Origin of the sequence: Shigella sonnei, assembly GCF_002950395.1 — a bacterium.
Classification (GTDB): domain Bacteria; phylum Pseudomonadota; class Gammaproteobacteria; order Enterobacterales; family Enterobacteriaceae; genus ECMA0423.
In genome coordinates this window covers 1194479-1219310 of the sequence record NZ_CP026802.1, presented here as the reverse complement: position 1 = coordinate 1219310, position 24832 = coordinate 1194479, and the positions used below count along the sequence as shown (strand labels likewise).

The 24832-nt window shown below is 50.7% G+C and carries 19 protein-coding genes and 1 pseudogene; 16 read left to right on the top strand and 4 right to left on the bottom strand.

Going from position 1 to position 24832, the window contains the following annotated elements:
• Nucleotides 1-317: 317 nt before the first annotated feature.
• The 11 genes from gad (at nucleotide 318) to C1P89_RS06390 (ending at nucleotide 15266) form a co-directional block, all read left to right on the top strand.
• Nucleotides 318-1718, top strand: a complete 1401-nt coding sequence (gene gad, locus C1P89_RS06440; protein WP_000358922.1) for a glutamate decarboxylase — start codon at nucleotides 318-320, stop codon at nucleotides 1716-1718.
• A 155-nt stretch (nucleotides 1719-1873) separates the two neighbouring features.
• Nucleotides 1874-3409 carry an acid resistance gamma-aminobutyrate antiporter GadC gene (gene gadC / locus C1P89_RS06435; protein ID WP_000246019.1) on the top strand — a complete coding sequence of 512 codons (1536 nt, stop codon included), beginning with the start codon at nucleotides 1874-1876 and terminating at the stop codon, nucleotides 3407-3409.
• Between the two features lie 130 nt (nucleotides 3410-3539).
• Nucleotides 3540-4859 carry a family 10 glycosylhydrolase gene (locus C1P89_RS06430; RefSeq protein ID WP_000350356.1) on the top strand — a complete coding sequence of 440 codons (1320 nt, stop codon included), beginning with the start codon at nucleotides 3540-3542 and terminating at the stop codon, nucleotides 4857-4859.
• A 371-nt stretch (nucleotides 4860-5230) separates the two neighbouring features.
• Nucleotides 5231-6613, top strand: coding sequence for a diguanylate cyclase DosC (gene dosC / locus C1P89_RS06425; RefSeq protein WP_005146315.1), 1383 nt, complete (start codon nucleotides 5231-5233; stop codon nucleotides 6611-6613).
• Nucleotides 6614-6637: 24 nt separating this feature from the next.
• A complete protein-coding gene (gene dosP / locus C1P89_RS06420; RefSeq protein WP_014334021.1) occupies nucleotides 6638-9037 on the top strand; it encodes an oxygen-sensing cyclic-di-GMP phosphodiesterase DosP in 2400 nt (799 codons plus the stop codon).
• Nucleotides 9038-9295: 258 nt separating this feature from the next.
• Nucleotides 9296-9877 carry a D-alanyl-D-alanine dipeptidase gene (ddpX, locus tag C1P89_RS06415; RefSeq protein WP_001285833.1) on the top strand — a complete coding sequence of 194 codons (582 nt, stop codon included), beginning with the start codon at nucleotides 9296-9298 and terminating at the stop codon, nucleotides 9875-9877.
• Nucleotides 9878-9890: 13 nt separating this feature from the next.
• Nucleotides 9891-11441, top strand: a complete 1551-nt coding sequence (locus C1P89_RS06410) for an ABC transporter substrate-binding protein (protein ID WP_000830572.1) — start codon at nucleotides 9891-9893, stop codon at nucleotides 11439-11441.
• A gap of 1 nt (nucleotide 11442) precedes the next feature.
• Nucleotides 11443-12465, top strand: a complete 1023-nt coding sequence (locus C1P89_RS06405) for an ABC transporter permease (RefSeq protein WP_000145100.1) — start codon at nucleotides 11443-11445, stop codon at nucleotides 12463-12465.
• The gene (ddpC, locus tag C1P89_RS06400) at nucleotides 12462-13358 is read left to right on the top strand and encodes a D,D-dipeptide ABC transporter permease (RefSeq protein ID WP_000979613.1); all 897 of its coding nucleotides are present in this window, start codon (nucleotides 12462-12464) and stop codon (nucleotides 13356-13358) included. The genes C1P89_RS06405 and ddpC overlap by 4 nt, the downstream gene beginning before the upstream one ends.
• Nucleotides 13355-14341 carry an ABC transporter ATP-binding protein gene (locus C1P89_RS06395; protein WP_000193571.1) on the top strand — a complete coding sequence of 329 codons (987 nt, stop codon included), beginning with the start codon at nucleotides 13355-13357 and terminating at the stop codon, nucleotides 14339-14341. The genes ddpC and C1P89_RS06395 overlap by 4 nt, the downstream gene beginning before the upstream one ends.
• A gap of 28 nt (nucleotides 14342-14369) precedes the next feature.
• Entirely contained in the window at nucleotides 14370-15266 is an 897-nt protein-coding gene (locus C1P89_RS06390) for an oligopeptide/dipeptide ABC transporter ATP-binding protein (RefSeq protein ID WP_049800985.1), read from the top strand.
• A gap of 55 nt (nucleotides 15267-15321) precedes the next feature.
• Here the strand turns inward: C1P89_RS06390 and osmC are convergent, their stop codons facing one another.
• On the bottom strand, nucleotides 15322-15753 hold the full coding sequence (gene osmC / locus C1P89_RS06385; protein ID WP_000152316.1) for a peroxiredoxin OsmC: 432 nt from the start codon (nucleotides 15751-15753) through the stop codon (nucleotides 15322-15324).
• 344 nt (nucleotides 15754-16097) lie between these two features.
• On the opposite strand from osmC, the gene bdm reads away from it, so the two are divergent.
• The 5 genes and pseudogenes from bdm (at nucleotide 16098) to C1P89_RS06360 (ending at nucleotide 19972) form a co-directional block, all read left to right on the top strand.
• Nucleotides 16098-16313 (top strand): biofilm-dependent modulation protein, encoded by a 216-nt coding sequence (gene bdm / locus C1P89_RS06380; protein WP_000495769.1) that lies wholly within the window; start codon nucleotides 16098-16100, stop codon nucleotides 16311-16313.
• A 101-nt stretch (nucleotides 16314-16414) separates the two neighbouring features.
• Entirely contained in the window at nucleotides 16415-16552 is a 138-nt protein-coding gene (gene sra / locus C1P89_RS06375) for a stationary-phase-induced ribosome-associated protein (protein WP_000841554.1), read from the top strand.
• Nucleotides 16553-16708: 156 nt separating this feature from the next.
• Nucleotides 16709-18406, top strand: a complete 1698-nt coding sequence (gene maeA / locus C1P89_RS06370; RefSeq protein ID WP_000433464.1) for a malate dehydrogenase — start codon at nucleotides 16709-16711, stop codon at nucleotides 18404-18406.
• 133 nt (nucleotides 18407-18539) lie between these two features.
• Nucleotides 18540-19542, top strand: a pseudogene (gene adhP, locus C1P89_RS06365) (alcohol dehydrogenase AdhP).
• A 145-nt stretch (nucleotides 19543-19687) separates the two neighbouring features.
• Complete coding sequence (locus tag C1P89_RS06360; RefSeq protein ID WP_000781370.1) at nucleotides 19688-19972, top strand: HigA family addiction module antitoxin; 285 nt, start codon at nucleotides 19688-19690, stop codon at nucleotides 19970-19972.
• Between the two features lie 227 nt (nucleotides 19973-20199).
• On the opposite strand, the gene fdnI is transcribed toward C1P89_RS06360, so the two are convergent.
• Genes fdnI through fdnG form a run of 3 tightly spaced genes read right to left on the bottom strand, consistent with a single transcriptional unit; the run spans nucleotide 20200 to nucleotide 24790 of the window.
• Complete coding sequence (fdnI, locus tag C1P89_RS06355) at nucleotides 20200-20853, bottom strand: formate dehydrogenase-N subunit gamma (protein WP_000045648.1); 654 nt, start codon at nucleotides 20851-20853, stop codon at nucleotides 20200-20202.
• On the bottom strand, nucleotides 20846-21730 hold the full coding sequence (gene fdnH / locus C1P89_RS06350; protein WP_001240576.1) for a formate dehydrogenase N subunit beta: 885 nt from the start codon (nucleotides 21728-21730) through the stop codon (nucleotides 20846-20848). The genes fdnI and fdnH overlap by 8 nt, the downstream gene beginning before the upstream one ends.
• A 12-nt stretch (nucleotides 21731-21742) precedes the next feature.
• Entirely contained in the window at nucleotides 21743-24790 is a 3048-nt protein-coding gene (fdnG, locus tag C1P89_RS06345) for a formate dehydrogenase-N subunit alpha (RefSeq protein ID WP_011310214.1), read from the bottom strand.
• Between the last annotated feature and the right edge of the window lie 42 nt (nucleotides 24791-24832).

The window sequence follows — 24832 nt, the reverse complement described above, 5'->3', positions numbered from 1 at the left end:
TCGCCATTTTTATGTAATAATTTTATAAATGCGTTCAAAATAATAACCAGGTACTAATAGTGATATTTTAAGGTCTGATTTTTACGTGAAAATTCAGGAGGCACAGAATGCGCATAAAAATAACAGCATAAAACACCTTACCACCACCCAAGAATTTCATATTATATTGTTTTTCAATGAAAAAATATTATTCTCGTAATATCTCACGATAAATAACATTAGGATTTTGTTATTTAAACACGAGTCCTTTGCACTTGCTTACTTTATCGATAAATCCTACTTTTTTAATGCGATCCAATCATTTTAAGGAGTTTAAAATGGATAAGAAGCAAGTAACGGATTTAAGGTCGGAACTACTCGATTCACGTTTTGGTGCGAAGTCTATTTCCACTATCGCAGAATCAAAACGTTTTCCGCTGCACGAAATGCGCGACGATGTCGCATTCCAGATTATCAATGACGAATTATATCTTGATGGCAACGCTCGTCAGAACCTGGCCACTTTCTGCCAGACCTGGGACGACGAAAATGTCCACAAATTGATGGATTTATCCATTAACAAAAACTGGATCGACAAAGAAGAATATCCGCAATCCGCAGCCATCGACCTGCGTTGCGTAAATATGGTTGCCGATCTGTGGCATGCGCCTGCGCCGAAAAATGGTCAGGCCGTTGGCACCAACACCATTGGTTCTTCCGAGGCCTGTATGCTCGGCGGGATGGCGATGAAATGGCGTTGGCGCAAGCGTATGGAAGCTGCAGGCAAACCAACGGATAAACCAAACCTGGTGTGCGGTCCGGTACAAATCTGCTGGCATAAATTCGCCCGCTACTGGGATGTGGAGCTGCGTGAGATCCCTATGCGCCCCGGTCAGTTGTTTATGGACCCGAAACGCATGATTGAAGCCTGCGACGAAAATACCATCGGCGTGGTGCCGACTTTCGGCGTGACCTACACCGGTAACTATGAGTTCCCGCAACCGCTGCACGATGCACTGGATAAATTCCAGGCCGACACCGGTATCGACATCGACATGCACATCGACGCCGCCAGCGGTGGCTTCCTGGCACCGTTCGTCGCCCCGGATATCGTCTGGGACTTCCGCCTGCCGCGTGTGAAATCGATCAGTGCTTCAGGCCACAAATTCGGTCTGGCTCCGCTGGGCTGCGGCTGGGTTATCTGGCGTGACGAAGAAGCGCTGCCGCAGGAACTGGTGTTCAACGTTGACTACCTCGGTGGTCAGATTGGTACTTTTGCCATCAACTTCTCCCGCCCGGCGGGTCAGGTGATTGCACAGTACTATGAATTCCTGCGCCTTGGTCGTGAAGGCTATACCAAAGTACAGAATGCTTCCTACCAGGTCGCTGCCTATCTGGCGGATGAGATCGCCAAACTGGGGCCGTATGAGTTCATCTGTGCCGGTCGCCCGGACGAAGGCATCCCGGCGGTTTGCTTCAAACTGAAAGAGGGTGAAGATCCGGGATACACCCTGTACGACCTCTCTGAACGTCTGCGTCTGCGCGGCTGGCAGGTTCCGGCCTTCACTCTCGGCGGTGAAGCCACCGACATCGTGGTGATGCGCATTATGTGTCGTCGCGGCTTCGAAATGGACTTTGCTGAACTGTTGCTGGAAGACTACAAAGCCTCCCTGAAATATCTCAGCGATCACCCGAAACTGCAGGGTATTGCCCAGCAGAACAGCTTTAAACATACCTGATAACGTTTAACGGTAACGGTGTCCCGAAACGAACCCGTTTCGGGATAATTTCCAAAGTCTGTTCACTGGCATTAGCAACGGAAAATATTGTTCTGAATACGCTTCAGAACAAAACAGGTGCGGTTCCGACAGGAATACCGTTTTAGGGGGATAATATGGCTACATCAGTACAGACAGGTAAAGCTAAGCAGCTCACATTACTCGGCTTTTTTGCCATAACGGCATCGATGGTAATGGCTGTTTATGAATACCCTACCTTCGCAACATCGGGCTTTTCATTAGTCTTCTTCCTGCTATTAGGCGGGATTTTATGGTTTATTCCCGTGGGACTTTGTGCTGCGGAAATGGCCACCGTCGACGGCTGGGAAGAAGGTGGTGTCTTCGCCTGGGTATCAAATACTCTGGGGCCGAGATGGGGATTTGCAGCGATCTCATTTGGCTATCTGCAAATCGCCATTGGTTTTATTCCGATGCTCTATTTCGTGTTAGGGGCACTCTCCTACATCCTGAAATGGCCAGCGCTGAATGAAGACCCCATTACCAAAACTATTGCAGCACTCATCATTCTTTGGGCGCTGGCATTAACGCAGTTTGGTGGCACGAAATACACGGCACGAATTGCTAAAGTTGGCTTCTTCGCCGGTATCCTGTTACCTGCATTTATTTTGATCGCATTAGCGGCTATTTATCTGCACTCCGGTGCCCCCGTTGCTATCGAAATGGATTCAAAGACCTTCTTCCCTGACTTCTCTAAAGTGGGCACCCTGGTTGTATTTGTTGCCTTCATTTTGAGTTATATGGGCGTAGAAGCATCCGCAACCCACGTCAATGAAATGAGCAACCCAGGGCGCGACTATCCGTTGGCTATGTTACTGCTGATGGTAGCGGCAATCTGCTTAAGCTCTGTTGGTGGTTTGTCTATTGCGATGGTCATTCCGGGTAATGAAATCAACCTCTCCGCAGGGGTAATGCAAACCTTTACCGTTCTGATGTCCCATGTGGCACCGGAAATTGAGTGGACGGTTCGCGTGATCTCCGCACTGCTGTTGCTGGGTGTTCTGGCGGAAATCGCCTCCTGGATTGTTGGTCCTTCTCGCGGGATGTATGTCACAGCGCAGAAAAACCTGCTGCCAGCGGCATTCGCTAAAATGAACAAAAATGGCGTACCGGTAACGCTGGTCATTTCACAGCTGGTGATTACTTCTATCGCGTTGATCATCCTCACCAATACCGGTGGCGGTAACAACATGTCCTTCCTGATCGCACTGGCGCTGACGGTGGTGATTTATCTGTGTGCTTATTTCATGCTGTTTATTGGCTACATTGTGTTGGTTCTTAAACATCCTGACTTAAAACGCACATTTAATATCCCTGGTGGTAAAGGGGTGAAACTGGTCGTGGCTATTGTCGGTCTGCTGACTTCAATTATGGCGTTTATTGTTTCCTTCCTGCCGCCGGATAACATCCAGGGTGACTCTACCGATATGTATGTTGAATTACTGGTCGTTAGTTTCCTGGTGGTACTTGCCCTGCCCTTTATTCTCTATGCTGTTCATGATCGTAAAGGCAAAGCGAATACCGGCGTCACTCTGGAGCCAATCAACAGTCAGAACGCACCAAAAGGTCACTTCTTCCTGCACCCGCGTGCACGTTCACCACACTATATTGTGATGAATGACAAGAAACACTAACCATGTCTGAATGGTTATAAGACAAGGGAGCGATAATTCATCGCTCCCTTTTTCGTGCTCGCTGTCGTATTGACTTAACCGGGATAAGTACGAGAATGAGCGCACATCTGTTTACCGGAAACCAGCATATATGGATATCTGCTCCCGAAACGAGAAATTAGCGATTAGAAGACCAGCGATACTGGTTGCACTGGCACTTTTACTGTGTAGTTGTAAAAGCACGCCTCCAGAGTCCATGGTGACACCACCAGCAGGTTCAAAGCCACCAGCCACGACGCAACAATCGTCACAACCGATGCGTGGCATCTGGCTGGCCACGGTGTCTCGCCTCGACTGGCCACCGGTTTCCTCGGTTAACATTAGTAACCCCACCAGCCGGGCCCGTGTACAACAACAGGCGATGATCGACAAACTGGATCATCTGCAACGTCTCGGTATAAACACGGTCTTTTTCCAGGTTAAGCCGGACGGTACCGCCCTGTGGCCATCGAAAATTTTGCCATGGTCCGATCTTATGACCGGTAAGATTGGTGAAAATCCGGGTTACGATCCGCTGCAATTTATGCTCGACGAAGCCCACAAGCGTGGGATGAAAGTACACGCCTGGTTTAACCCCTATCGCGTATCGGTTAATACGAAGCCCGGTACTATCAGGGAACTGAATAGCACTCTGTCTCAACAACCGGCGAGCGTCTATGTGCAACACCGTGACTGGATCAGAACGTCTGGCGATCGCTTTGTCCTCGACCCGGGCATCCCTGAGGTTCAGGACTGGATCACATCAATAGTCGCAGAAGTGGTTTCCCGCTATCCGGTAGATGGCGTGCAGTTTGACGACTATTTCTATACTGAGTCACCGGGTTCACGGCTAAATGATAACGAAACGTACCGCAAATACGGAGGCGCATTTGCGTCAAAAGCAGACTGGCGGCGCAACAATACTCAGCAGTTAATTGCAAAAGTATCGCACACCATTAAAAGCATTAAGCCGGGAGTCGAATTTGGCGTTAGCCCGGCAGGCGTGTGGCGTAACCGATCACACGATCCGCTCGGTTCCGATACCCGAGGCGCGGCAGCCTATGACGAATCCTACGCTGACACCCGTCGATGGGTGGAACAAGGATTGCTGGATTACATTGCTCCCCAAATTTACTGGCCGTTCTCACGGAGTGCCGCGCGTTATGACGTGTTGGCAAAATGGTGGGCGGATGTCGTTAAACCGACCAGGACCCGCCTGTATATCGGTATCGCCTTCTATAAAGTGGGTGAACCTTCAAAGATAGAGCCAGACTGGATGATTAACGGCGGCGTACCGGAACTGAAAAAGCAGCTCGATCTTAACGATGCGGTACCAGAAATTAGCGGCACCATCTTGTTCCGTGAGGACTATCTGAATAAACCGCAGACTCAACAAGCGGTCAGCTATCTGCAAAGTCGTTGGGGCAGTTAAACTCCCATGCTTACTTTGTAACAAGCCGGTGCTTTACCCACCGGCTTGTTACACCTTGTGAAATATCCCACTAGTAATCATGCTTACATAAGTCAAATTAACCACGCAATTAACCACACTTAGTTAAACAGCTATAAATCCCTAATAAAAATGTATGAATATGAAAAACCATACGATATTCGCTGTCACCGAAAAATAATTACGATGGGCTATACTCTTCTGAAGAACAGTAGCGTAGATTGAAACTGTCCTAAGTCGCTTATTTCTTTTCAGTATATCTTCATATTTCAGGAGAATATGGTGCAGTTAGTCAATCTCGCACGTTGCGTTTTGATTCCGTCTGATTTCCCAGCCTTATAAGGGTGTGAATTATGGAGATGTATTTTAAAAGAATGAAAGATGAGTGGACCGGACTTGTCGAACAGGCAGATCCACTCATTCGTGCTAAAGCCGCGGAAATTGCCGTTGCGCATGCTCATTATCTGAGTATCGAGTTTTATCGAATTGTCCGCATCGACCCGCATGCCGAAGAATTCTTGAGTAATGAACAAGTTGAGCGGCAGTTGAAAAGTGCGATGGAACGCTGGATTATTAACGTGCTTTCTGCCCAGGTTGACGATGTCGAAAGGCTAATACAAATCCAGCATACCGTCGCGGAAGTGCATGCCCGCATAGGAATTCCGGTAGAAATTGTCGAGATGGGGTTTCGGGTGCTGAAAAAAATCCTCTATCCGGTAATCTTCTCTTCGGATTATTCCGCCGCAGAAAAACTTCAGGTCTATCATTTCTCGATTAACAGTATTGATATCGCGATGGAAGTGATGACCCGCGCGTTTACCTTTAGTGACAGTAGTGCCTCAAAGGAAGATGAAAATTATCGTATCTTCTCGTTACTGGAAAACGCCGAAGAAGAAAAAGAACGGCAAATAGCCTCAATACTTTCATGGGAAATAGATATTATCTATAAAATCCTGCTGGATTCTGATTTAGGCAGTAGTTTGCCATTAAGCCAGGCTGATTTTGGCCTGTGGTTTAACCATAAAGGTCGACATTATTTTAGTGGCATTGCCGAAGTAGGCCATATCTCCCGTCTCATTCAGGATTTCGACGGTATTTTCAATCAAACCATGCGTAACACCAGGAATTTGAATAACAGAAGTCTGCGGGTGAAATTTTTATTACAGATAAGAAATACCGTATCGCAGATTATTACCTTGCTGCGTGAATTGTTTGAAGAAGTATCGCGCCACGAAGTCGGTATGGATGTACTAACGAAATTACTTAACCGCCGTTTCCTGCCGACTATCTTCAAACGCGAAATTGCCCATGCCAACCGGACCGGTACACCGCTGTCAGTGCTGATTATTGACGTTGATAAATTCAAAGAGATCAACGATACGTGGGGCCATAACACTGGCGATGAAATTCTGCGTAAAGTCTCTCAGGCCTTTTATGACAACGTCCACAGTAGTGATTATGTTTTTCGCTACGGGGGCGATGAATTTATCATTGTTTTGACTGAAGCTTCTGAAAACGAAACGTTACGTACCGCAGAACGTATTCGCAGTCGGGTGGAGAAAACCAAACTGAAAGCCGCAAACGGCGAGGATATTGCCCTCTCACTTTCCATCGGTGCCGCCATGTTTAATGGTCATCCTGACTATGAGCGCCTCATTCAAATAGCCGATGAAGCTCTGTATATCGCCAAAAGACGAGGTAGAAACCGTGTTGAACTCTGGAAAGCCAGTCTTTAGATGCGCCAGGATGCAGAGGTAATCATGAAGCTAACCGATGCGGAAAATGCCGCCGATGGCATTTTTTTCCCCGCCCTTGAACAAAATATGATGGGCGCGGTGTTAATTAACGAAAATGATGAAGTGATGTTTTTCAACCCCGCCGCAGAGAAGCTCTGGGGGTACAAACGTGAAGAAGTCATTGGCAATAACATTGATATGCTGATTCCGCGGGATTTGCGTCCTGCGCATCCTGAATACATTCGTCATAACCGTGAAGGTGGTAAAGCGCGCGTCGAGGGGATGAGTCGGGAGCTGCAGCTGGAGAAAAAAGACGGCAGTAAAATCTGGACCCGTTTTGCGCTATCGAAAGTGAGCGCCGAGGGGAAAGTTTATTACCTGGCGCTGGTACGGGATGCCAGCGTAGAAATGGCGCAAAAAGAACAGACCCGACAATTGATTATTGCCGTTGACCATCTCGACCGACCGGTGATTGTCCTCGATCCGGAACGCCATATTGTGCAGTGCAATCGCGCATTTACCGAAATGTTTGGTTACTGCATTAGCGAAGCCAGCGGTATGCAGCCCGATACACTCCTGAACATTCCTGAATTCCCTGCCGATAACCGCATTCGTTTACAACAGTTGCTATGGAAAACCGCCCGCGATCAGGACGAATTTCTGCTGTTGACACGCACCGGTGAAAAAATCTGGATTAAAGCCTCTATCAGCCCGGTTTATGACGTGCTCGCGCATCTGCAGAACCTGGTAATGACCTTCTCGGATATCACCGAAGAACGGCAGATCCGCCAGCTTGAAGGCAATATTCTCGCCGCCATGTGCAGCAGCCCGCCATTTCATGAAATGGGGGAAATCATTTGTCGTAACATCGAATCTGTTCTCAACGAATCGCATGTTTCGCTGTTCGCACTGCGCAACGGGATGCCGATACACTGGGCGTCATCTTCGCACGGTGCAGAAGTTCAAAATGCGCAAAGCTGGTCAGCGACCATTCGTCAGCGTGATGGTGCGCCTGCGGGGATCCTGCAAATTAAAACCTCGTCAGGAGCAGAAACCAGCGCCTTTATCGAACGCGTGGCAGATATCAGCCAGCATATGGCCGCGCTGGCGCTGGAACAGGAAAAAAGCCGTCAGCATATTGAACAACTCATCCAATTTGATCCGATGACCGGTCTGCCAAATCGCAATAACCTGCACAATTACCTCGATGACCTTGTCGACAAAGCCGTCTCTCCGGTGGTGTATCTCATCGGTGTTGACCATATTCAGGATGTGATTGATAGCCTTGGCTATGCGTGGGCCGATCAGGCATTGCTGGAAGTGGTCAATCGCTTTCGTGAAAAACTCAAACCGGATCAGTATCTCTGTCGTATCGAAGGTACGCAGTTTGTCCTCGTGAGCCTGGAAAACGACGTCAGTAACATTACCCAAATCGCCGATGAGCTACGGAATGTGGTCAGCAAGCCGATAATGATTGACGATAAACCATTCCCGCTAACCTTGAGTATTGGCATCAGCTACGACGTGGGTAAAAACCGCGATTACCTGCTCTCCACTGCTCACAATGCAATGGATTATATTCGCAAGAATGGCGGTAACGGCTGGCAGTTCTTCAGCCCGGCGATGAACGAAATGGTAAAAGAGCGTTTGGTTTTAGGCGCAGCGCTGAAAGAAGCGATTAGCAATAACCAACTGAAACTGGTTTACCAGCCGCAAATCTTCGCAGAAACGGGTGAACTGTACGGCATCGAAGCCCTTGCTCGCTGGCACGATCCCCAGCATGGTCATGTACCCCCTTCACGGTTTATTCCTCTCGCAGAAGAGATTGGTGAAATCGAAAATATTGGGCGCTGGGTCATCGCGGAAGCTTGCCGTCAGTTAGCAGAATGGCGTAGCCAGAATATTCATATCCCGGCGTTATCCGTGAACTTGTCGGCGCTGCACTTTCGCAGTAATCAGCTGCCTAATCAGGTGTCTGATGCAATGCAAGCCTGGGGTATTGACGGCCACCAGCTGACGGTAGAAATCACGGAAAGCATGATGATGGAACACGATACCGAAATCTTTAAGCGCATTCAGATCCTGCGCGATATGGGCGTGGGCTTATCGGTAGATGATTTTGGCACGGGCTTTTCCGGATTATCCCGCTTAGTCAGTCTTCCGGTAACGGAAATCAAAATTGACAAAAGTTTTGTCGATCGTTGTCTGACGGAAAAACGCATCCTTGCCTTACTTGAAGCCATTACCAGCATTGGGCAAAGCCTCAATTTAACCGTCGTGGCGGAAGGCGTCGAAACCAAAGAGCAATTTGAGATGCTACGCAAGATCCACTGTCGCGTTATTCAGGGATATTTCTTTTCCCGCCCCCTACCCGCCGAGGAAATTCCAGGCTGGATGAGCAGCGTGTTACCGCTGAAAATCTGACAAATTCCTCTCGCCCGCACTCGCGGGTTTTCATTTAACGTGACACTGTCACTTAAATACTGTGATTTCAGCTACGATTCCGGGAGATTCCTTCCTTAACTTCCCCTCTTGCACCAAAACTGCACTACGCTGCACAAATGTTGATCAAAAGTTAAAAAATATAACTTTAAGCCAGCATTCTGGCGCTTATCCCGGCATGGCATGAGATCTGCATAAGCGGAAAGCGCAGCAATTTTTGTCTTAATACAGGAACCGTTTATGTCGGATACCACCGAACTGGTTGATTTAGCCGTGATCTTCCCTGATCTGGAGATCGAATTGAAATACGCCTGCGCTGATAACATCACAGGTAAAGCTATTTACCAGCAAGCGCGTTGTCTGTTACACAAGGATGCGATTACCGCGCTGGCGAAAAGTATCAGTATCGCCCAGCTGTCAGGCTTACAACTGGTGATTTACGATGCGTATCGCCCACAACAAGCACAGGCGATGTTGTGGCAAGCCTGCCCAGACCCGCAATATGTTGTTGATGTGACGGTCGGTTCTAATCACAGCCGTGGCACGGCGATCGACCTGACGCTTCGTGATGAGCACGGGAACATCCTGGATATGGGCGCAGGGTTCGATGAAATGCACGAGCGCTCCCATGCCTATCACCCTTCCGTCCCGCCCGCCGCTCAGCGCAATCGCCTGTTGCTGAATGCGATAATGACTGGTGGCGGTTTTGTCGGTATCTCCAGCGAATGGTGGCACTTCGAATTACCCCAGGCAGCGAGTTACCCTCTGCTCGCTGATCAATTCTCTTGTTTTATATCCCCTGGCACACAGCACGTCAGTTAATCAGGAAACTGTCATGAAGAGATCGATATCGTTTCGTCCCACATTGCTCGCGCTCGTCCTTGCCACAACTTTCCCGGTTGCGCACGCCGCCGTACCGAAAGATATGCTGGTGATTGGTAAGGCCGCCGATCCACAAACCCTCGACCCGGCGGTAACAATAGATAATAACGACTGGACAGTGACCTACCCGTCTTATCAGCGGCTGGTTCAGTACAAAACGGACGGTGATAAAGGCTCAACCGACGTTGAAGGCGATCTGGCAAGTAGCTGGAAAGCGTCTGACGATCAAAAAGAGTGGACGTTCACCCTGAAGGACAATGCTAAATTTGCCGATGGCACACCTGTCACTGCCGAAGCAGTAAAACTCTCTTTTGAGCGGTTACTAAAAATCGGCCAGGGGCCAGCAGAAGCATTTCCCAAAGATTTAAAGATTGATACTCCCGACGAACATACGGTGAAGTTTACCCTTAGCCAACCATTCGCACCGTTCCTCTACACGCTAGCGAATGACGGTGCATCCATTATCAATCCGGCGGTCTTAAAGGAACATGCAGCGGATGATGCTCGCGGCTTCCTCGCGCAAAATACCGCCGGTTCCGGACCATTTATGCTGAAAAGCTGGCAAAAAGGTCAGCAATTAGTTCTGGTGCCAAATCCGCATTACCCCGGCAATAAACCGAACTTTAAGCGAGTATCGGTAAAAATTATCGGTGAAAGTGCCTCCCGTCGCCTGCAGCTCTCCCGTGGCGACATTGACATTGCCGATGCGCTGCCGGTGGATCAACTCAACGCCCTGAAGCAGGAAAATAAAGTCAATGTGGCAGAGTATCCGTCACTGCGCGTTACCTATCTGTATCTGAATAACAGCAAAGCGCCTCTTAATCAGGCGGATCTGCGTCGGGCCATTTCCTGGTCTACCGATTATCAGGGCATGGTTAACGGCATTCTGAGTGGTAACGGAAAACAGATGCGCGGCCCGATTCCGGAAGGCATGTGGGGCTACGATGCGACGGCAATGCAATACAACCATGACGAAACGAAAGCCAAAGCCGAATGGGATAAAGTGACGAGCAAACCCACCAGCCTGACGTTTCTCTACTCCGATAACGATCCGAACTGGGAGCCTATTGCTCTGGCGACACAATCCAGTCTCAACAAGCTGGGCATCAATGTGAAGCTGGAAAAGCTGGCGAACGCCACCATGCGCGACAGAGTGGGTAAAGGTGATTACGACATTGCGATTGGCAACTGGAGTCCGGATTTTGCCGACCCGTATATGTTTATGAATTACTGGTTTGAGTCAGACAAAAAAGGTCTGCCGGGTAACCGCTCGTTCTATGAAAACAGTGAGGTCGATAAGTTACTGCGCAATGCGCTTGCGACCACCGACCAGACGCAGCGTACCCGGGACTACCAGCAGGCACAGAAAATCGTCATTGATGACGCTGCTTATGTGTACCTGTTCCAGAAAAACTACCAACTGGCGATGAACAAAGAGGTGAAAGGCTTTGTGTTCAATCCCATGCTGGAACAGGTCTTCAATATCAATACCATGAGTAAATAACGTGACCTTCTGGAGTATTTTACGCCAACGCTGCTGGGGGCTGGTGCTCGTGGTGGCGGGCGTCTGCGTGATTACGTTTATTATCTCGCATCTGATCCCTGGCGATCCGGCGCGGTTACTGGCGGGTGACCGCGCCAGCGATGCTATCGTGGAAAATATTCGCCAGCAACTGGGACTGGACCAGCCACTGTATGTACAGTTTTACCGCTACTTCAGCGACCTGTTTCATGGTGACCTGGGAACATCCATTCGTACCGGGCGTCCGGTGCTGGAAGAGTTGCGTATATTTTTCCCGGCGACGCTGGAACTGGCTTTTTGTGCCCTGCTGCTGGCACTCCTGATTGGCATCCCGCTGGGCATACTCTCTGCAGTCTGGCGAAATCGCTGGCTGGATCATCTGGTGCGAATAATGGCCATTACCGGAATCTCCACACCTGCGTTCTGGCTTGGACTGGGCGTCATTGTGCTGTTTTATGGTCATCTGCAAATTCTTCCCGGCGGCGGAAGGCTTGATGACTGGCTGGATCCACCAACGCACGTTACCGGCTTTTATCTGCTCGATGCGCTGCTTGAAGGCAACGGTGAAGTCTTCTTCAATGCGTTGCAACATCTCATCTTACCGGCATTAACGCTGGCGTTCGTTCACCTGGGAATTGTCGCTCGCCAGATCCGCTCAGCGATGCTGGAACAATTGAGTGAAGACTACATTCGTACCGCCCGGGCCAGCGGCTTGCCCGGCTGGTATATCGTTTTATGTTATGCGCTACCCAATGCGTTGATCCCATCGATTACCGTATTGGGTCTGGCGCTGGGCGATTTGTTGTATGGCGCAGTGCTCACCGAAACCGTTTTTGCCTGGCCCGGAATGGGTGCATGGGTAGTAACATCAATACAGGCGCTCGACTTCCCGGCAGTGATGGGCTTTGCCGTCGTGGTTTCATTTGCTTATGTGCTGGTCAACCTGGTGGTGGATTTGCTCTATTTGTGGATTGATCCGCGTATCGGACGTGGAGGTGGTGAATGATGCTAAGCGAGGAAACGTCCGCCGTACGCCCACAAAAACAAACGCGATTTAACGGTGCAAAACTGGTATGGATGCTGAAAGGCAGTCCGCTCACCGTGACCGGCGCAGTCATCATTGTATTAATGCTATTGATGATGATTTTTTCACCGTGGCTTGCGACGCATGATCCCAACGCCATTGATTTAACCGCCCGCCTTTTGCCGCCTTCTGCGGCGCACTGGTTTGGCACCGATGAAGTGGGACGCGATCTGTTCAGCCGCGTACTGGTCGGCAGTCAGCAATCAATTCTCGCCGGATTAGTCGTGGTTGCCATTGCGGGTATGATTGGTTCGCTACTCGGATGTCTATCCGGTGTGCTTGGCGGACGCGCAGACGCCATCATCATGCGCATCATGGACATTATGCTGTCGATTCCTTCGTTGGTACTGACAATGGCACTGGCTGCCGCTCTCGGGCCGAGTTTATTTAACGCCATGCTGGCGATTGCTATTGTGCGAATTCCCTTTTATGTGCGCCTGGCGCGGGGGCAAGCATTAGTTGTACGCCAGTATACCTATGTTCAGGCGGCGAAAACCTTTGGTGCGTCGCGTTGGCATCTGATCAGCTGGCATATTTTACGTAACTCCCTGCCGCCGCTGATCGTGCAGGCATCGCTGGATATCGGTAGCGCGATTTTAATGGCCGCCACGTTGGGATTTATTGGCCTGGGTGCTCAACAACCGAGTGCTGAATGGGGCGCGATGGTAGCTAATGGTCGCAACTATGTACTCGATCAGTGGTGGTATTGCGCATTTCCGGGGGCAGCGATTTTGCTTACCGCCGTCGGGTTTAATCTCTTTGGTGATGGTATTCGCGATCTGCTTGACCCGAAAGCAGGAGGAAAGCAGTCATGACCCAACCCGTTCTGGACATTCAACAGCTGCATTTGAGTTTCCCCGGTTTTAACGGTTATGTTCACGTGCTCAACAATGTGTCCTTGCAGATTAACCGCGGTGAAATTGTCGGTCTGGTGGGAGAATCCGGCTCAGGTAAATCAGTCACCGCAATGCTGATTATGCGTCTGCTACCGACGGGCAGTTATTGCGTACATCGGGGGCAGATTTCACTGCTGGGAGACGATGTTCTTAACGCTCGGGAGAAACAGCTTCGTCAGTGGCGCGGCGCACGAGTGGCGATGATCTTTCAGGAACCGATGACCGCCCTCAATCCGACACGTCGAATAGGTCTTCAGATGATGGACGTGATCCGCCATCATCAACCAATAAGTCGTCGGGAAGCCAGAGCTAAAGCGATTACCCTGCTGGAAGAGATGCAAATCCCGGATGCCGTGGAAGTTATGTCGCGCTATCCGTTTGAGCTTTCAGGTGGTATGCGCCAGCGGGTAATGATTGCGCTGGCATTCTCCTGCGAGCCGCAATTGATTATTGCCGACGAACCGACTACGGCGCTGGACGTCACGGTACAGTTGCAGGTACTGCGTTTGCTTAAACATAAAGCTCGCGCCAGTGGAACTGCGGTACTGTTCATCAGCCATGATATGGCCGTGGTGTCGCAACTGTGCGATAGCGTTTACGTGATGTATGCCGGAAGCGTAATTGAAAGCGGCGTGACGGCAGACGTTATCCATCATCCCCGGCATCCGTATACCATTGGTTTGCTGCAATGCGCACCAGAACATGGAGTACCACGCCAGCCATTACCCGCCATTCCAGGGACGGTACCAAACCTCACCCATTTGCCTGACGGCTGCGCTTTTCGCGATCGTTGCTATGCGGCAGGTGCACAGTGTGAAAACGTCCCGGCGCTGACAGCGTGTGGTGACAACAACCAGCGCTGCGCCTGTTGGTATCCGCAGCAGGAGGTCATAAGTATCTGACACGTTATTAACGTTACGCGACGTCCATATCAATTTCCCGGCCCGTAAAAGCTGGCTTGGTAAAACTACGGAACATGTTCATGCGATTAATGGTATTGATTTACAGATCCGCCGTGGTGAAACCTTAGGGATCGTCGGTGAGTCAGGCTGCGGCAAAAGCACCCTCGCACAGCTTTTAATGGGTATGCTGCAACCGAGCCACGGGCAATACATCCGTTCAGGATCACAACGCATTATGCAGATGGTGTTTCAGGACCCGCTCTCTTCGCTTAATCCGCGCTTATCGGTGTGGCGCATCATCACAGAACCGCTCTGGATAGCTAAGCGTAGTAGTGAACAACAGCGGCGAGCGTTGGCAAAGGAGTTGGCTGTGCAGGTGGGTATTCGTCCGGAGTATCTCGACCGCCTGCCTCATGCGTTCTCCGGCGGGCAGCGGCAACGCATCGCCATTGCCATTGCCAGAGCACTCTCTTCGCAGCCTGACGTGATTGTGCTTGATGAGCCAACCTCGGCGCTGGATATCTCCGTGCAGGCGCAGATCCTCAATTTACTGGTAACGCTACAGGAAAATCACGGGCTGACTTATGTGCTGATTTCACACAATGTCTCGGTGATACGTCATATGAGCGATCGGGTGGCGGTGATGTATCTCGGGCAGATTGTAGAACTGGGCGACGCGCAGCAGGTGCTGACGGCACCTGCACATCCATACACCCGATTATTGCTGGATTCCCTCCCCGCCATTGATAAACCGCTGGAGGAAGAATGGGCATTATGTAAAACGGATCTGCCGGGAAACCGCACGTTGCCACAAGGCTGTTTTTTCTACGAACGTTGCCCTCTGGCAACCCACGGATGTGAAGTCCGGCAATCATTAGCAATAAGGGAGGACGGACGTGAGCTCCGGTGCTGGCGGGCGCTGTAGAGATGCTAACAACGCATCAGGCATTCACGCGCCTGACGCGTCATCCGGCAATGCTTTACGATTTCAACTGGTAATCCAGCGTAATTTCCGCTTTCAGTACCTGAGAAACCGGGCATCCTGCTTTTGCTTTCTGGATGATGCCGTCAAAGGTAGAGGCATCAATACCCGGCACCGCAACTTCACTCTTCAGTGCGATTTTCGTAATCGCAAAATCGGCATCCACTTTATCCAGCGACACATCGGCGGTGGTATCAATCGATGTTGGCGTGAATCCCGCTTCCCCCAGCATTAATGAAAGCGCCATTGAGAAACATGCGGCATGCGCTGCGCCAATCAGTTCTTCAGGGTTGGTTCCTTTTTCGCCTTCAAAACGCGTGTTAAATCCATACGGCTGTTGGTTCAGCACGCCACTCTGGGTGGATACTGTTCCCTTCCCGCGTTTGATATCGCCTTCCCAGTGTGCCTGACCTTTCTTATGGATTGTCATTGTTGCTCTCCTGTGGGCTTAAAAAGGAAATTATAGACTACGTGAGAAACAGCACGAGGATAAGCAGGATATTCCGAATAAAATACGGCGAAAATATTACTTCTGCACTTAAATTAAATTCCCACAATAGATAACCGGGAATATATATCTCAAGAGATATTGCATCAATATCAATCAACTCACCACAATAATAATACATATCAATATCATGGAGTTAAAATATAAAAATCATCAACCAGGACTAATCTTAACAACGAAGCGGCAAATATTTGCCATGCTGAATGTGCTTTATAAATCTGCGATCCGTAGCAGACACCATAAATACACAGACACGGAGAATCACTATGTTTACTTATTATCAGGCAGAAAATTCAACAGCAGAACCCGCTCTGGTTAATGCCATTGAGCAAGGCCTTCGGGCAGAGCAAGGTGTTGTCACTGAAGATGACATTCTCATGGAGCTGACCAAATGGGTGGAAGCTTCTGATAACGACATCCTCAGTGATATCTACCAGCAAACGATCAATTATGTGGTCAGTGGCCAGCACCCTACGCTTTAAGGTGCTATGCTTGATCGGCAACCTAATTTAGGGGTTTAGCACGTGTTTCTTCGCTACGGCGATGTTGTCCTTAAAACTAGCAACAGGATTGAGGAGTTAAAATGAAATCGAACCGTCAGGCACGTCATATTCTTGGACTGGACCATAAAATTTCTAACCAGCGCAAAATAGTTACCGAAGGTGACAAATCCAGCGTGGTAAATAACCCAACCGGCAGAAAACGCCCCGCTGAAAAGTAATTCATAACCATCAGTCCTCAATGACGATTAAACACCATTGCCTGCGCAATGGTGTTTTTGTTTTTATCTGCTTTATACTTGGGGCCGACGCCCTGGCGGTAAAGCAAAGACGATAAAAGCGTGCCAGGGATGGATATTCAAAAAAGAGTGAGTGACATGGAACCAAAAACAAAAAAACAGCGTTCGCTTTATATCCCTTACGCTGGCCCTGTACTGCTGGAATTTCCGTTGTTGAATAAAGGCAGTGCCTTCAGCATGGAAGAACGCCGTAACTTCAACCTGCTGGGGTTACTGCCGGAAGTGGTCGAAACCATCGAAGAACAAGCGGAACGAGCATGGATCCAGTATCAGGGATTCAAAACCGAAATCGACAAACACATCTACCTGCGTAACATCCAGGACACCAACGAAACCCTCTTCTACCGTCTGGTAAACAATCATCTTGATGAGATGATGCCTGTTATTTATACCCCAACCGTCGGCGCAGCCTGTGAGCGTTTTTCTGAGATCTACCGCCGTTCACGCGGCGTGTTTATCTCTTACCAGAACCGCCACAATATGGACGATATTCTGCAAAACGTACCGAACCATAATATCAAAGTGATTGTGGTGACTGACGGTGAACGTATTCTGGGGCTTGGTGACCAGGGCATCGGCGGGATGGGCATTCCGATCGGTAAACTGTCGCTCTATACCGCCTGTGGCGGCATCAGCCCGGCGTATACCCTTCCGGTGGTGCTGGATGTCGGAACGAACAACCAACAACTGCTTAACGATCCGCTGTATATGGGCTGGCGTAATCCGCGTATCACTGACGACGAATACTATGAATTCGTTGATGAATTTATCCAGGCTGTGAAACAACGCTGGCCAGACGTGCTGTTGCAGTTTGAAGACTTTGCTCAAAAAAATGCGATGCCGTTACTTAACCGCTATCGCAATGAAATTTGTTCTTTTAACGATGACATTCAGGGCACTGCGGCGGTAACAGTCGGCACACTGATCGCAGCAAGCCGAGCGGCAGGTGGTCAGTTAAGCGAGAAAAAAATCGTCTTCCTTGGCGCAGGTTCAGCGGGATGCGGCATTGCCGAAATGATCATCGCCCAGACCCAGCGCGAAGGATTAAGCGAGGAAGCGGCGCGGCAGAAAGTCTTTATGGTCGATCGCTTTGGCCTGCTGACGGACAAGATGCCGAACCTGCTGCCTTTCCAGACCAAACTGGTGCAGAAACGCGAAAACCTCAGTGACTGGGATACCGACAGCGATGTGCTGTCACTGCTGGATGTGGTGCGCAATGTAAAACCAGATATTCTGATTGGCGTCTCAGGACAGACCGGGCTGTTTACGGAAGAGATCATCCGTGAGATGCATAAACACTGTCCGCGTCCGATCGTGATGCCGCTGTCTAACCCGACGTCACGCGTGGAAGCCACACCGCAGGACATTATCGCCTGGACCGAAGGTAACGCGCTGGTCGCCACGGGCAGCCCGTTTAATCCAGTGGTATGGAAAGATAAAATCTACCCTATCGCCCAGTGTAACAACGCCTTTATTTTCCCGGGCATCGGCCTGGGGGTTATTGCTTCCGGCGCGTCACGTATCACCGATGAGATGCTGATGTCGGCAAGTGAAACGCTTGCACAGTATTCGCCGCTGGTGCTGAACGGCGAAGGTCTGGTACTACCGGAACTAAAAGATATTCAGAAAGTCTCCCGTGCAATTGCGTTTGCGGTTGGCAAAATGGCGCAGCAGCAAGGCGTGGCGGTGAAAACCTCTGCCGAAGCTTTGCAACAAGCCATTGACGATAATTTCTGGCAAGCCGAATACCGCGACTACCGCCGTACCTCCATCTAAGCCTGCGCCCGGTAGTGAAGGCTACCGGGCAATTTTCCTCTCCCTTTTTCAGATCTCATCCATACTGGGTAGTGGCGAATAAATCTCATTTGCCTCACCTGCTATGCAGAACATCATCCGAAAAGGAGGAACTATGAAGGCTGCAGTTGTTACGAAGGATCATCATGTTGACGTTACGGATAAAACACTGCGCTCACTGAAACATGGCGAAGCCCTGCTGAAAATGGAGTGTTGTGGTGTATGTCATACCGATCTTCATGTTAAGAATGGCGATTTTGGTGACAAAACCGACGTAATTCTGGGCCATGAAGGCATCGGTGTGGTGGCAGAAGTGGGTCCAGGTGTCACCTCATTAAAACCAGGCGATCGTGCCAGCGTGGCGTGGTTCTACGAAGGATGCGGTCATTGCGAATACTGTAACAGTGGTAACGAAACGCTCTGCCGTTCAGTTAAAAATGCCGGATACAGCGTTGATGGCGGAAGAGTGCATCGTGGTCGCCGATTACGCGGTAAAAGTGCCAGATGGTCTGGACTCGGCGGCGGCCAGCAGCATTACCTGTGCGGGGGTCACCACCTACAAAGCCGTTAAGCTGTCAAAAATTCGTCCCGGGCAGTGGATTGCTATCTACGGTCTTGGCGGTCTGGGTAACCTCGCCCTGCAATACGCAAAGAATGTCTTTAACGCCAAAGTGATCGCCATTGATGTCAATGATGAGCAGTTAAAACTGGCAACCGAAATGGGTGCAGATTTAGCGATTAACTCACGCACCGAAGACGCCGCCAAAATTGTGCAGGAGAAAACCGGTGGCGCTCACTCTGCGGTGGTAACAGCAGTAGCTAAAGCTGCGTTTAACTCGGCAGTTGATGCTGTCCGTGCAGGCGGTCGTGTTGTGGCTGTCGGTCTGCCGCCGGAGTCTATGAGCCTGGATATCCCACGTCTTGTGCTGGATGGCATTGAAGTGGTCGGTTCGCTGGTCGGCACGCGCCAGGATCTAACCGAAGCCTTCCAGTTTGCCGCCGAAGGCAAAGTGGTGCCGAAAGTCGCCCTGCGTCCGTTAGCGGACATCAACACCATCTTTACCGAGATGGAAGAAGGCAAAATCCGTGGCCGTATGGTGATTGATTTCCGTCACTAAGAGGTCTTTGCTGCGACTCCCATGTTCGGGTCGCAGCATCGCACACTCTCCAACATGAAATGGCTAAATGGATTATTGTTGCGTAGGAAGGAACAATAATGATAGTGTTCCCAGAGAAGGAACGCTACTGAGAGTAAAGACACTAATGAAAATGGCCAATCATCCCCGCCCGGGGGACATTATTCAGGAATCACTGGACGAACTTAATGTCAGCCTGCGCGAGTTTGCCAGAGCAATGGAAATTGCGCCCTCAACGGCAAGCCGATTGCTGACCGGAAAAGCAGCTTTGACGCCAGAAATGGCAATTAAACTTTCCGTGGTGATCGGCAGTTCGCCGCAAATGTGGCTGAATCTGCAAAACGCCTGGAGTCTGGCAGAGGCAGAAAAAACGGTGGATGTGTCGCGATTACGCCGTCTGGTTACGCAATAAAAAATGGCACCTTATAAAGCGCCATTTGAAACTGATGACAAACGCAACATTGCCTGATGCGCTACGCTTATCAGGCCTACACGTTCACTTCAATCTATTGTATTTGAAGGGTTTTCATGCCGGATAAGGCATTCACGACGCATCCGGGATGAACAAAGCCCACGTTGTCTACAATATGAAAATGGCGCCTTTTACAGCGCCATTTTCAGCTTAAAGTTCAAAAGAGATTATATCCCTTCTTCACTCTCTTTTTTCGCTTCTGCCTTCTCGATTTCACGATACCAGCGCGGATGGTGTTTCTTCGCCCAGCGACGGCTCACCTTCCCTTCGATCATCCCTTTAATCGACCCTTTCACCCAGAATGCCATATACATATGGATCAGGATGGCGTGGATCAGGATGATACCCGCAGCCGCGTGGATCAGCAGGCTGTAGCGAACAACCTGCATCGGGAAGTACTGCGCAAAGTACGGACGCCAGATAATCACCCCGGTCACCAGCAGCACGAAAATCATGCTCATGATCGACCAGAACATCATCTTTTGCCCGGCGTTGTACTTACCAACATCCGCCACTTTGTGCTCATTGCCTTTTAATACTTCGACAATGTTCAACAGCCACGGAATATCTTTCTTATCCGGGATGTTGTGATGCACAAAACGCACAAACATAAACATCAGTGCGACGAAAATCGCAATGCCGAAGAACGGGTGCAAAATGCGTCCCATCTGCGGCGTACCGAAGGTTTGCGTCAGCCATTGCAGCGTCGGGAAGAAGAACGAAATCCCGGACAGCGCCACCAGGAAGAAGCAAATCACCACGGTCCAGTGACAGGCGCGATCAATAAATTTGGTGCGCACAATCATTTTCGACTTACTCATGATGATCCTCCTCGTCATCGTCCACTTCCTTATTCGGGCCAATACCGATGTAGTGGAAAATCAACCCGGCAAAAGTGGCAATAAAGCCAGCCGCTGCCAGCGGTTTCAACGCGCCTTTCCACAGGCTTACCGAGGTGTCGATCTTCGGATCTTTCGGCAGACCGTAATACAGCTCCGGCTGATCGGCGTGATGCAGCACGTACATAACGTGCGTACCACCGACCCCTTTCGGGTTGTAGACGCCAGCATGTTCGTAACCACGCGCTTTCAGTTTCGCCACGCGCTCTTCCGCCAGCTCCAGCATCTCCTTCTTGGTGCCGAAGTGGATAGCCCCGGTCGGACAGGTTTTCACACAAGCCGGTTCCTGGCCGACGCTGACGCGATCGACGCAGAGCGTGCATTTATATACCCGGTTATCCTCTTTGTTGAGGCGCGGAATATTAAACGGACACCCGGCAATGCAGTAACCACAGCCGATGCAGTTTTCCGACTGGAAATCGACAATCCCGTTAGCGTACTGAATGATTGCACCAGCAGACGGGCACGCCTTCAGGCAGCCGGGATCTTCACAGTGCATACAGCCGTCTTTACGGATCAGCCACTCCAGCTTGCCGTTCTGTTCGGTTTCGCTAAAGCGCATCACCGTCCAGGACTTGGCGCTCAGATCGGCGGGGTTATCGTAAACCCCGACGCAGTGCCCCACTTCATCACGGATGTCGTTCCACTCCGAACACGCCACCTGACAGGCTTTACAGCCGATACAGGTGGAAACGTCGATAAGTTTTGCGACTTCTGCTTTGTAATCACGCACCTGAGAAGGCGGCGTGATGGAGTTAGTTGCGGACCTTTTGATAATATCCTGCGTTTCCATAGCCATCTGTTCGCCCCCTTACGCCTTCTCGATGTTGACTAAGAACGCTTTATATTCCGGCGTTTGCGAGTTTGCATCACCGACATTCGGCGTCAGAGTGTTAGCGATATAACCTTTACGCGCGACACCCTCAAAGCCCCAGTGGATTGGAATACCCACCGTTTCAACCTGCTGACCGTTTACATTCAGCGGTTTCAGACGGCGCGTTACCACCGCCACCGCGCGGATAAAGCCACGCTTGCTTGAGACAGTGACACGATCGCCATTATTAATGCCTTTCGCCGCCGCCAGCGTTTCGCTGATTTCCACAAACTGTTCCGGCTGAGCAATTGCGTTGAGCAATGCGTGCTTGGTCCAGGTGTGGAAGTGCTCGGTCAGACGATAGGTCGTACCCACATACGGGAACTGCTCTTTTTTACCCATCCGCAGCGCGTCTTGTTCATACAGACGAACAACCGGGTTAGACACCACGTTCGGATGCAGCGGGTTAGTGCCCAGCGGCGTTTCAATCGGCTCGTAGTGTTCCGGGAACGGACCTTCCGCCATTTTGTTGATGGCAAACAGGCGTCCCATCCCTTCCGGCTGCATGATAAACGGCCCGGTTGGCGTACCCGGTGCGGCATTGCCGAAGTCCGGAATATCGTTACCCGTCCACTTGCTGCCGTTCCACTGGATCAGCATCCGTTTCGGATCCCACGGTTTACCATTGATATCCGCCGAAGCACGGTTGTAGAGCACGCGACGGTTGAGCGGCCACGCCCAGGCCCATCCCAGCGTATTCCCCAGACCGGATGGGTCGGAGTTATCGCGGTTAGCCATCTGGTTGCCCTGCTCTGTCCAGCTACCGGTGTAGATCCAGCAAGAAGATGCGGTTGTACCGTCATCACGCAGATGCGCAAAGCTACTCAGCAACTGACCTTTCTTCGCAATCAGCACGCCATTAGCGTCATAGAGATCTTCCAGCGCATAGCCGTTATTCTCTTTCGCCACTTCGTCAGATTGCGGTTCGTGCGGCTGCTTGTAGTTCCAGCTCATCTTCATCAGCGGTTCTACGCCTTTACCACCTTCGGCCTGGTACAGCTCGCGCAGATGATGGTAGATACCCGCCAGAATTTCGCCGTCGTTACGCGCTTCGCCCGGCGCGTCCTGACCTTTCCAGTGCCACTGCAACCAGCGACCGGAGTTAGCGATAGAACCATCTTCTTCGGCAAAGCAGGTCGAAGGCAGACGGAATACTTCAGTCTGAATAGACGCCGGATCGACATCGTTCGACTCGCCGTGGTTCTGCCAGAAGGTAGAGGTTTCAGTCACCAGCGGATCGATAACCACCATGTACTTCAGCTTGCTCAGGCAGCTCACCACTTTGTTTTTGTCCGGGAAGGACGCAACCGGGTTAAAGCCCTGGCAGAAGTAACCGGTGACTTTGCCTTCGTCCATCATGTTGAAATACTTGATGACGTCGTAGGTCTGGTCCCACTTCGGCAGCCAGTCATAGCCCCAGTTGTTCTCTTTCTGCGCGGCATCGCCATAGAAAGATTTCATCAGGCTAACGAAGAACTTCGGATAGTTGCTCCAGTAGTTCACCTGATCAGCCAGCGTCGCTTTCGGCGTGTTCGCTTCCAGATACGACTGCAAATCAACCTGTTTTTCTGACGGAAGCGTCAGATAACCTGGCAGGCTGGTAGAGAGCAGACCTAAGTCAGTCAGCCCCTGAATGTTGGAGTGACCACGCAATGCGTTCACGCCGCCACCGGCCATACCCATGTTACCGAGCAGCAACTGGATCATCGCCATAGTACGGATGTTCTGCGCACCCACGGTGTGCTGCGTCCAGCCCAGCGCGTACAGGAAGGTGGTTGTGCGATCCGGTGCGCTGGTGGAGGCCAGCACTTCACACACTTTCAGGAAGTCGGCTTTTGGCGTACCGCAGATGTTTTCAACGACGTCCGGCGTGTAGCGGGAAACGTGCGCTTTCAGCAGGTTCCACACACAGCGCGGATGAGTCAGTGTTTCATCGCGTTTTGCATAGCCGTTTTCATCGAACTGATAGTTCCAGGACGACTTATCATACTGGCGTTTTTCAGCGTCGTAGCCGCTGAACAGGCCGTCTTCGAAAGCAAAATCATCACGCACCAGCAGGCTGGCGTTGGTGTAATGTTTAACGTATTCGGCGTTGATTTTGTTGTTTTCGATCAGGTAGCGCAAAACGCCAGACAGGAACGTAATGTCCGTACCGGAACGAATAGGTGCGTAAATATCCGCCACAGAAGCGGTACGCGTAAAACGAGGATCGACAACGATCAAGGTTGCATCGTTGTTGTTTTTCGCTTCCATCGCCCAGCGGAAACCGACGGGATGCGCTTCAGCAGCGTTACCGCCCATTACCATTACGACGTTAGCGTTTTTGATATCCACCCAGTGGTTGGTCATCGCACCGCGACCAAATGTTGGAGCAAGACTTGCTACCGTTGGTCCGTGTCAGACGCGCGCCTGGTTGTCTACCGCCAGCATCCCGAGGGAGCGGGCAAATTTCTGGGTCAGCATCCCGGTTTCGTTGCTGGCACCGGAGGCACACAGCATACCGGTAGAAAGCCAACGGTTTACCGTTACGCCCTGCTCGTTCTTTTCAATAAAGTTAGCGTCACGGTCAGCTTTCATCAGCTTCGCAATACGGGAGAATGCTTCTTCCCAGCTAATGCGCTGCCATTTGTCAGAACCTGGCGCACGATATTCCGGGTAGCGCAGACGGTTTTCGCTGTTGACGTAATCCAGCAAACCGGCCCCTTTTGGGCACAGCGCACCACGGCTTACCGGATGATCCGGGTCACCTTCAATGTGATAAATCGCTTCTCTGGCGTTTTTCGCGCCATCACCCAGGCTATACATCAATAGCCCGCAACCTACGGAACAGTATGTGCAGGTGTTACGGATCTCTTTAGCGCGTAATAATTTGTAGTTTCGCGCCTGAGCCAGTGCTTGCTTCGGGGCAAAGCCCAATGCCGCTACCGTTGTTCCAGCCATACCGCCCGCGCAGATTTTAAAAAATTGTCTGCGACTGACGTCCATTGCTTTCCTCTTTTTTCAGGGGTATTACTGCGCGAGGAAACT

Coding starts and splice junctions, on each gene's coding strand:
- gad (WP_000358922.1), top strand. CDS start 318: ATGGATAAGAAGCAAGTAACGGATTTAAGGTCGGAACTACTCGATTCA.
- gadC (WP_000246019.1), top strand. CDS start 1,874: ATGGCTACATCAGTACAGACAGGTAAAGCTAAGCAGCTCACATTACTC.
- C1P89_RS06430 (WP_000350356.1), top strand. CDS start 3,540: ATGGATATCTGCTCCCGAAACGAGAAATTAGCGATTAGAAGACCAGCG.
- dosC (WP_005146315.1), top strand. CDS start 5,231: ATGGAGATGTATTTTAAAAGAATGAAAGATGAGTGGACCGGACTTGTC.
- dosP (WP_014334021.1), top strand. CDS start 6,638: ATGAAGCTAACCGATGCGGAAAATGCCGCCGATGGCATTTTTTTCCCC.
- ddpX (WP_001285833.1), top strand. CDS start 9,296: ATGTCGGATACCACCGAACTGGTTGATTTAGCCGTGATCTTCCCTGAT.
- C1P89_RS06410 (WP_000830572.1), top strand. CDS start 9,891: ATGAAGAGATCGATATCGTTTCGTCCCACATTGCTCGCGCTCGTCCTT.
- ddpC (WP_000979613.1), top strand. CDS start 12,462: ATGATGCTAAGCGAGGAAACGTCCGCCGTACGCCCACAAAAACAAACG.
- C1P89_RS06395 (WP_000193571.1), top strand. CDS start 13,355: ATGACCCAACCCGTTCTGGACATTCAACAGCTGCATTTGAGTTTCCCC.
- osmC (WP_000152316.1), bottom strand. CDS start 15,753: ATGACAATCCATAAGAAAGGTCAGGCACACTGGGAAGGCGATATCAAA.
- bdm (WP_000495769.1), top strand. CDS start 16,098: ATGTTTACTTATTATCAGGCAGAAAATTCAACAGCAGAACCCGCTCTG.
- sra (WP_000841554.1), top strand. CDS start 16,415: ATGAAATCGAACCGTCAGGCACGTCATATTCTTGGACTGGACCATAAA.
- maeA (WP_000433464.1), top strand. CDS start 16,709: ATGGAACCAAAAACAAAAAAACAGCGTTCGCTTTATATCCCTTACGCT.
- C1P89_RS06360 (WP_000781370.1), top strand. CDS start 19,688: ATGAAAATGGCCAATCATCCCCGCCCGGGGGACATTATTCAGGAATCA.
- fdnI (WP_000045648.1), bottom strand. CDS start 20,853: ATGAGTAAGTCGAAAATGATTGTGCGCACCAAATTTATTGATCGCGCC.
- fdnH (WP_001240576.1), bottom strand. CDS start 21,730: ATGGCTATGGAAACGCAGGATATTATCAAAAGGTCCGCAACTAACTCC.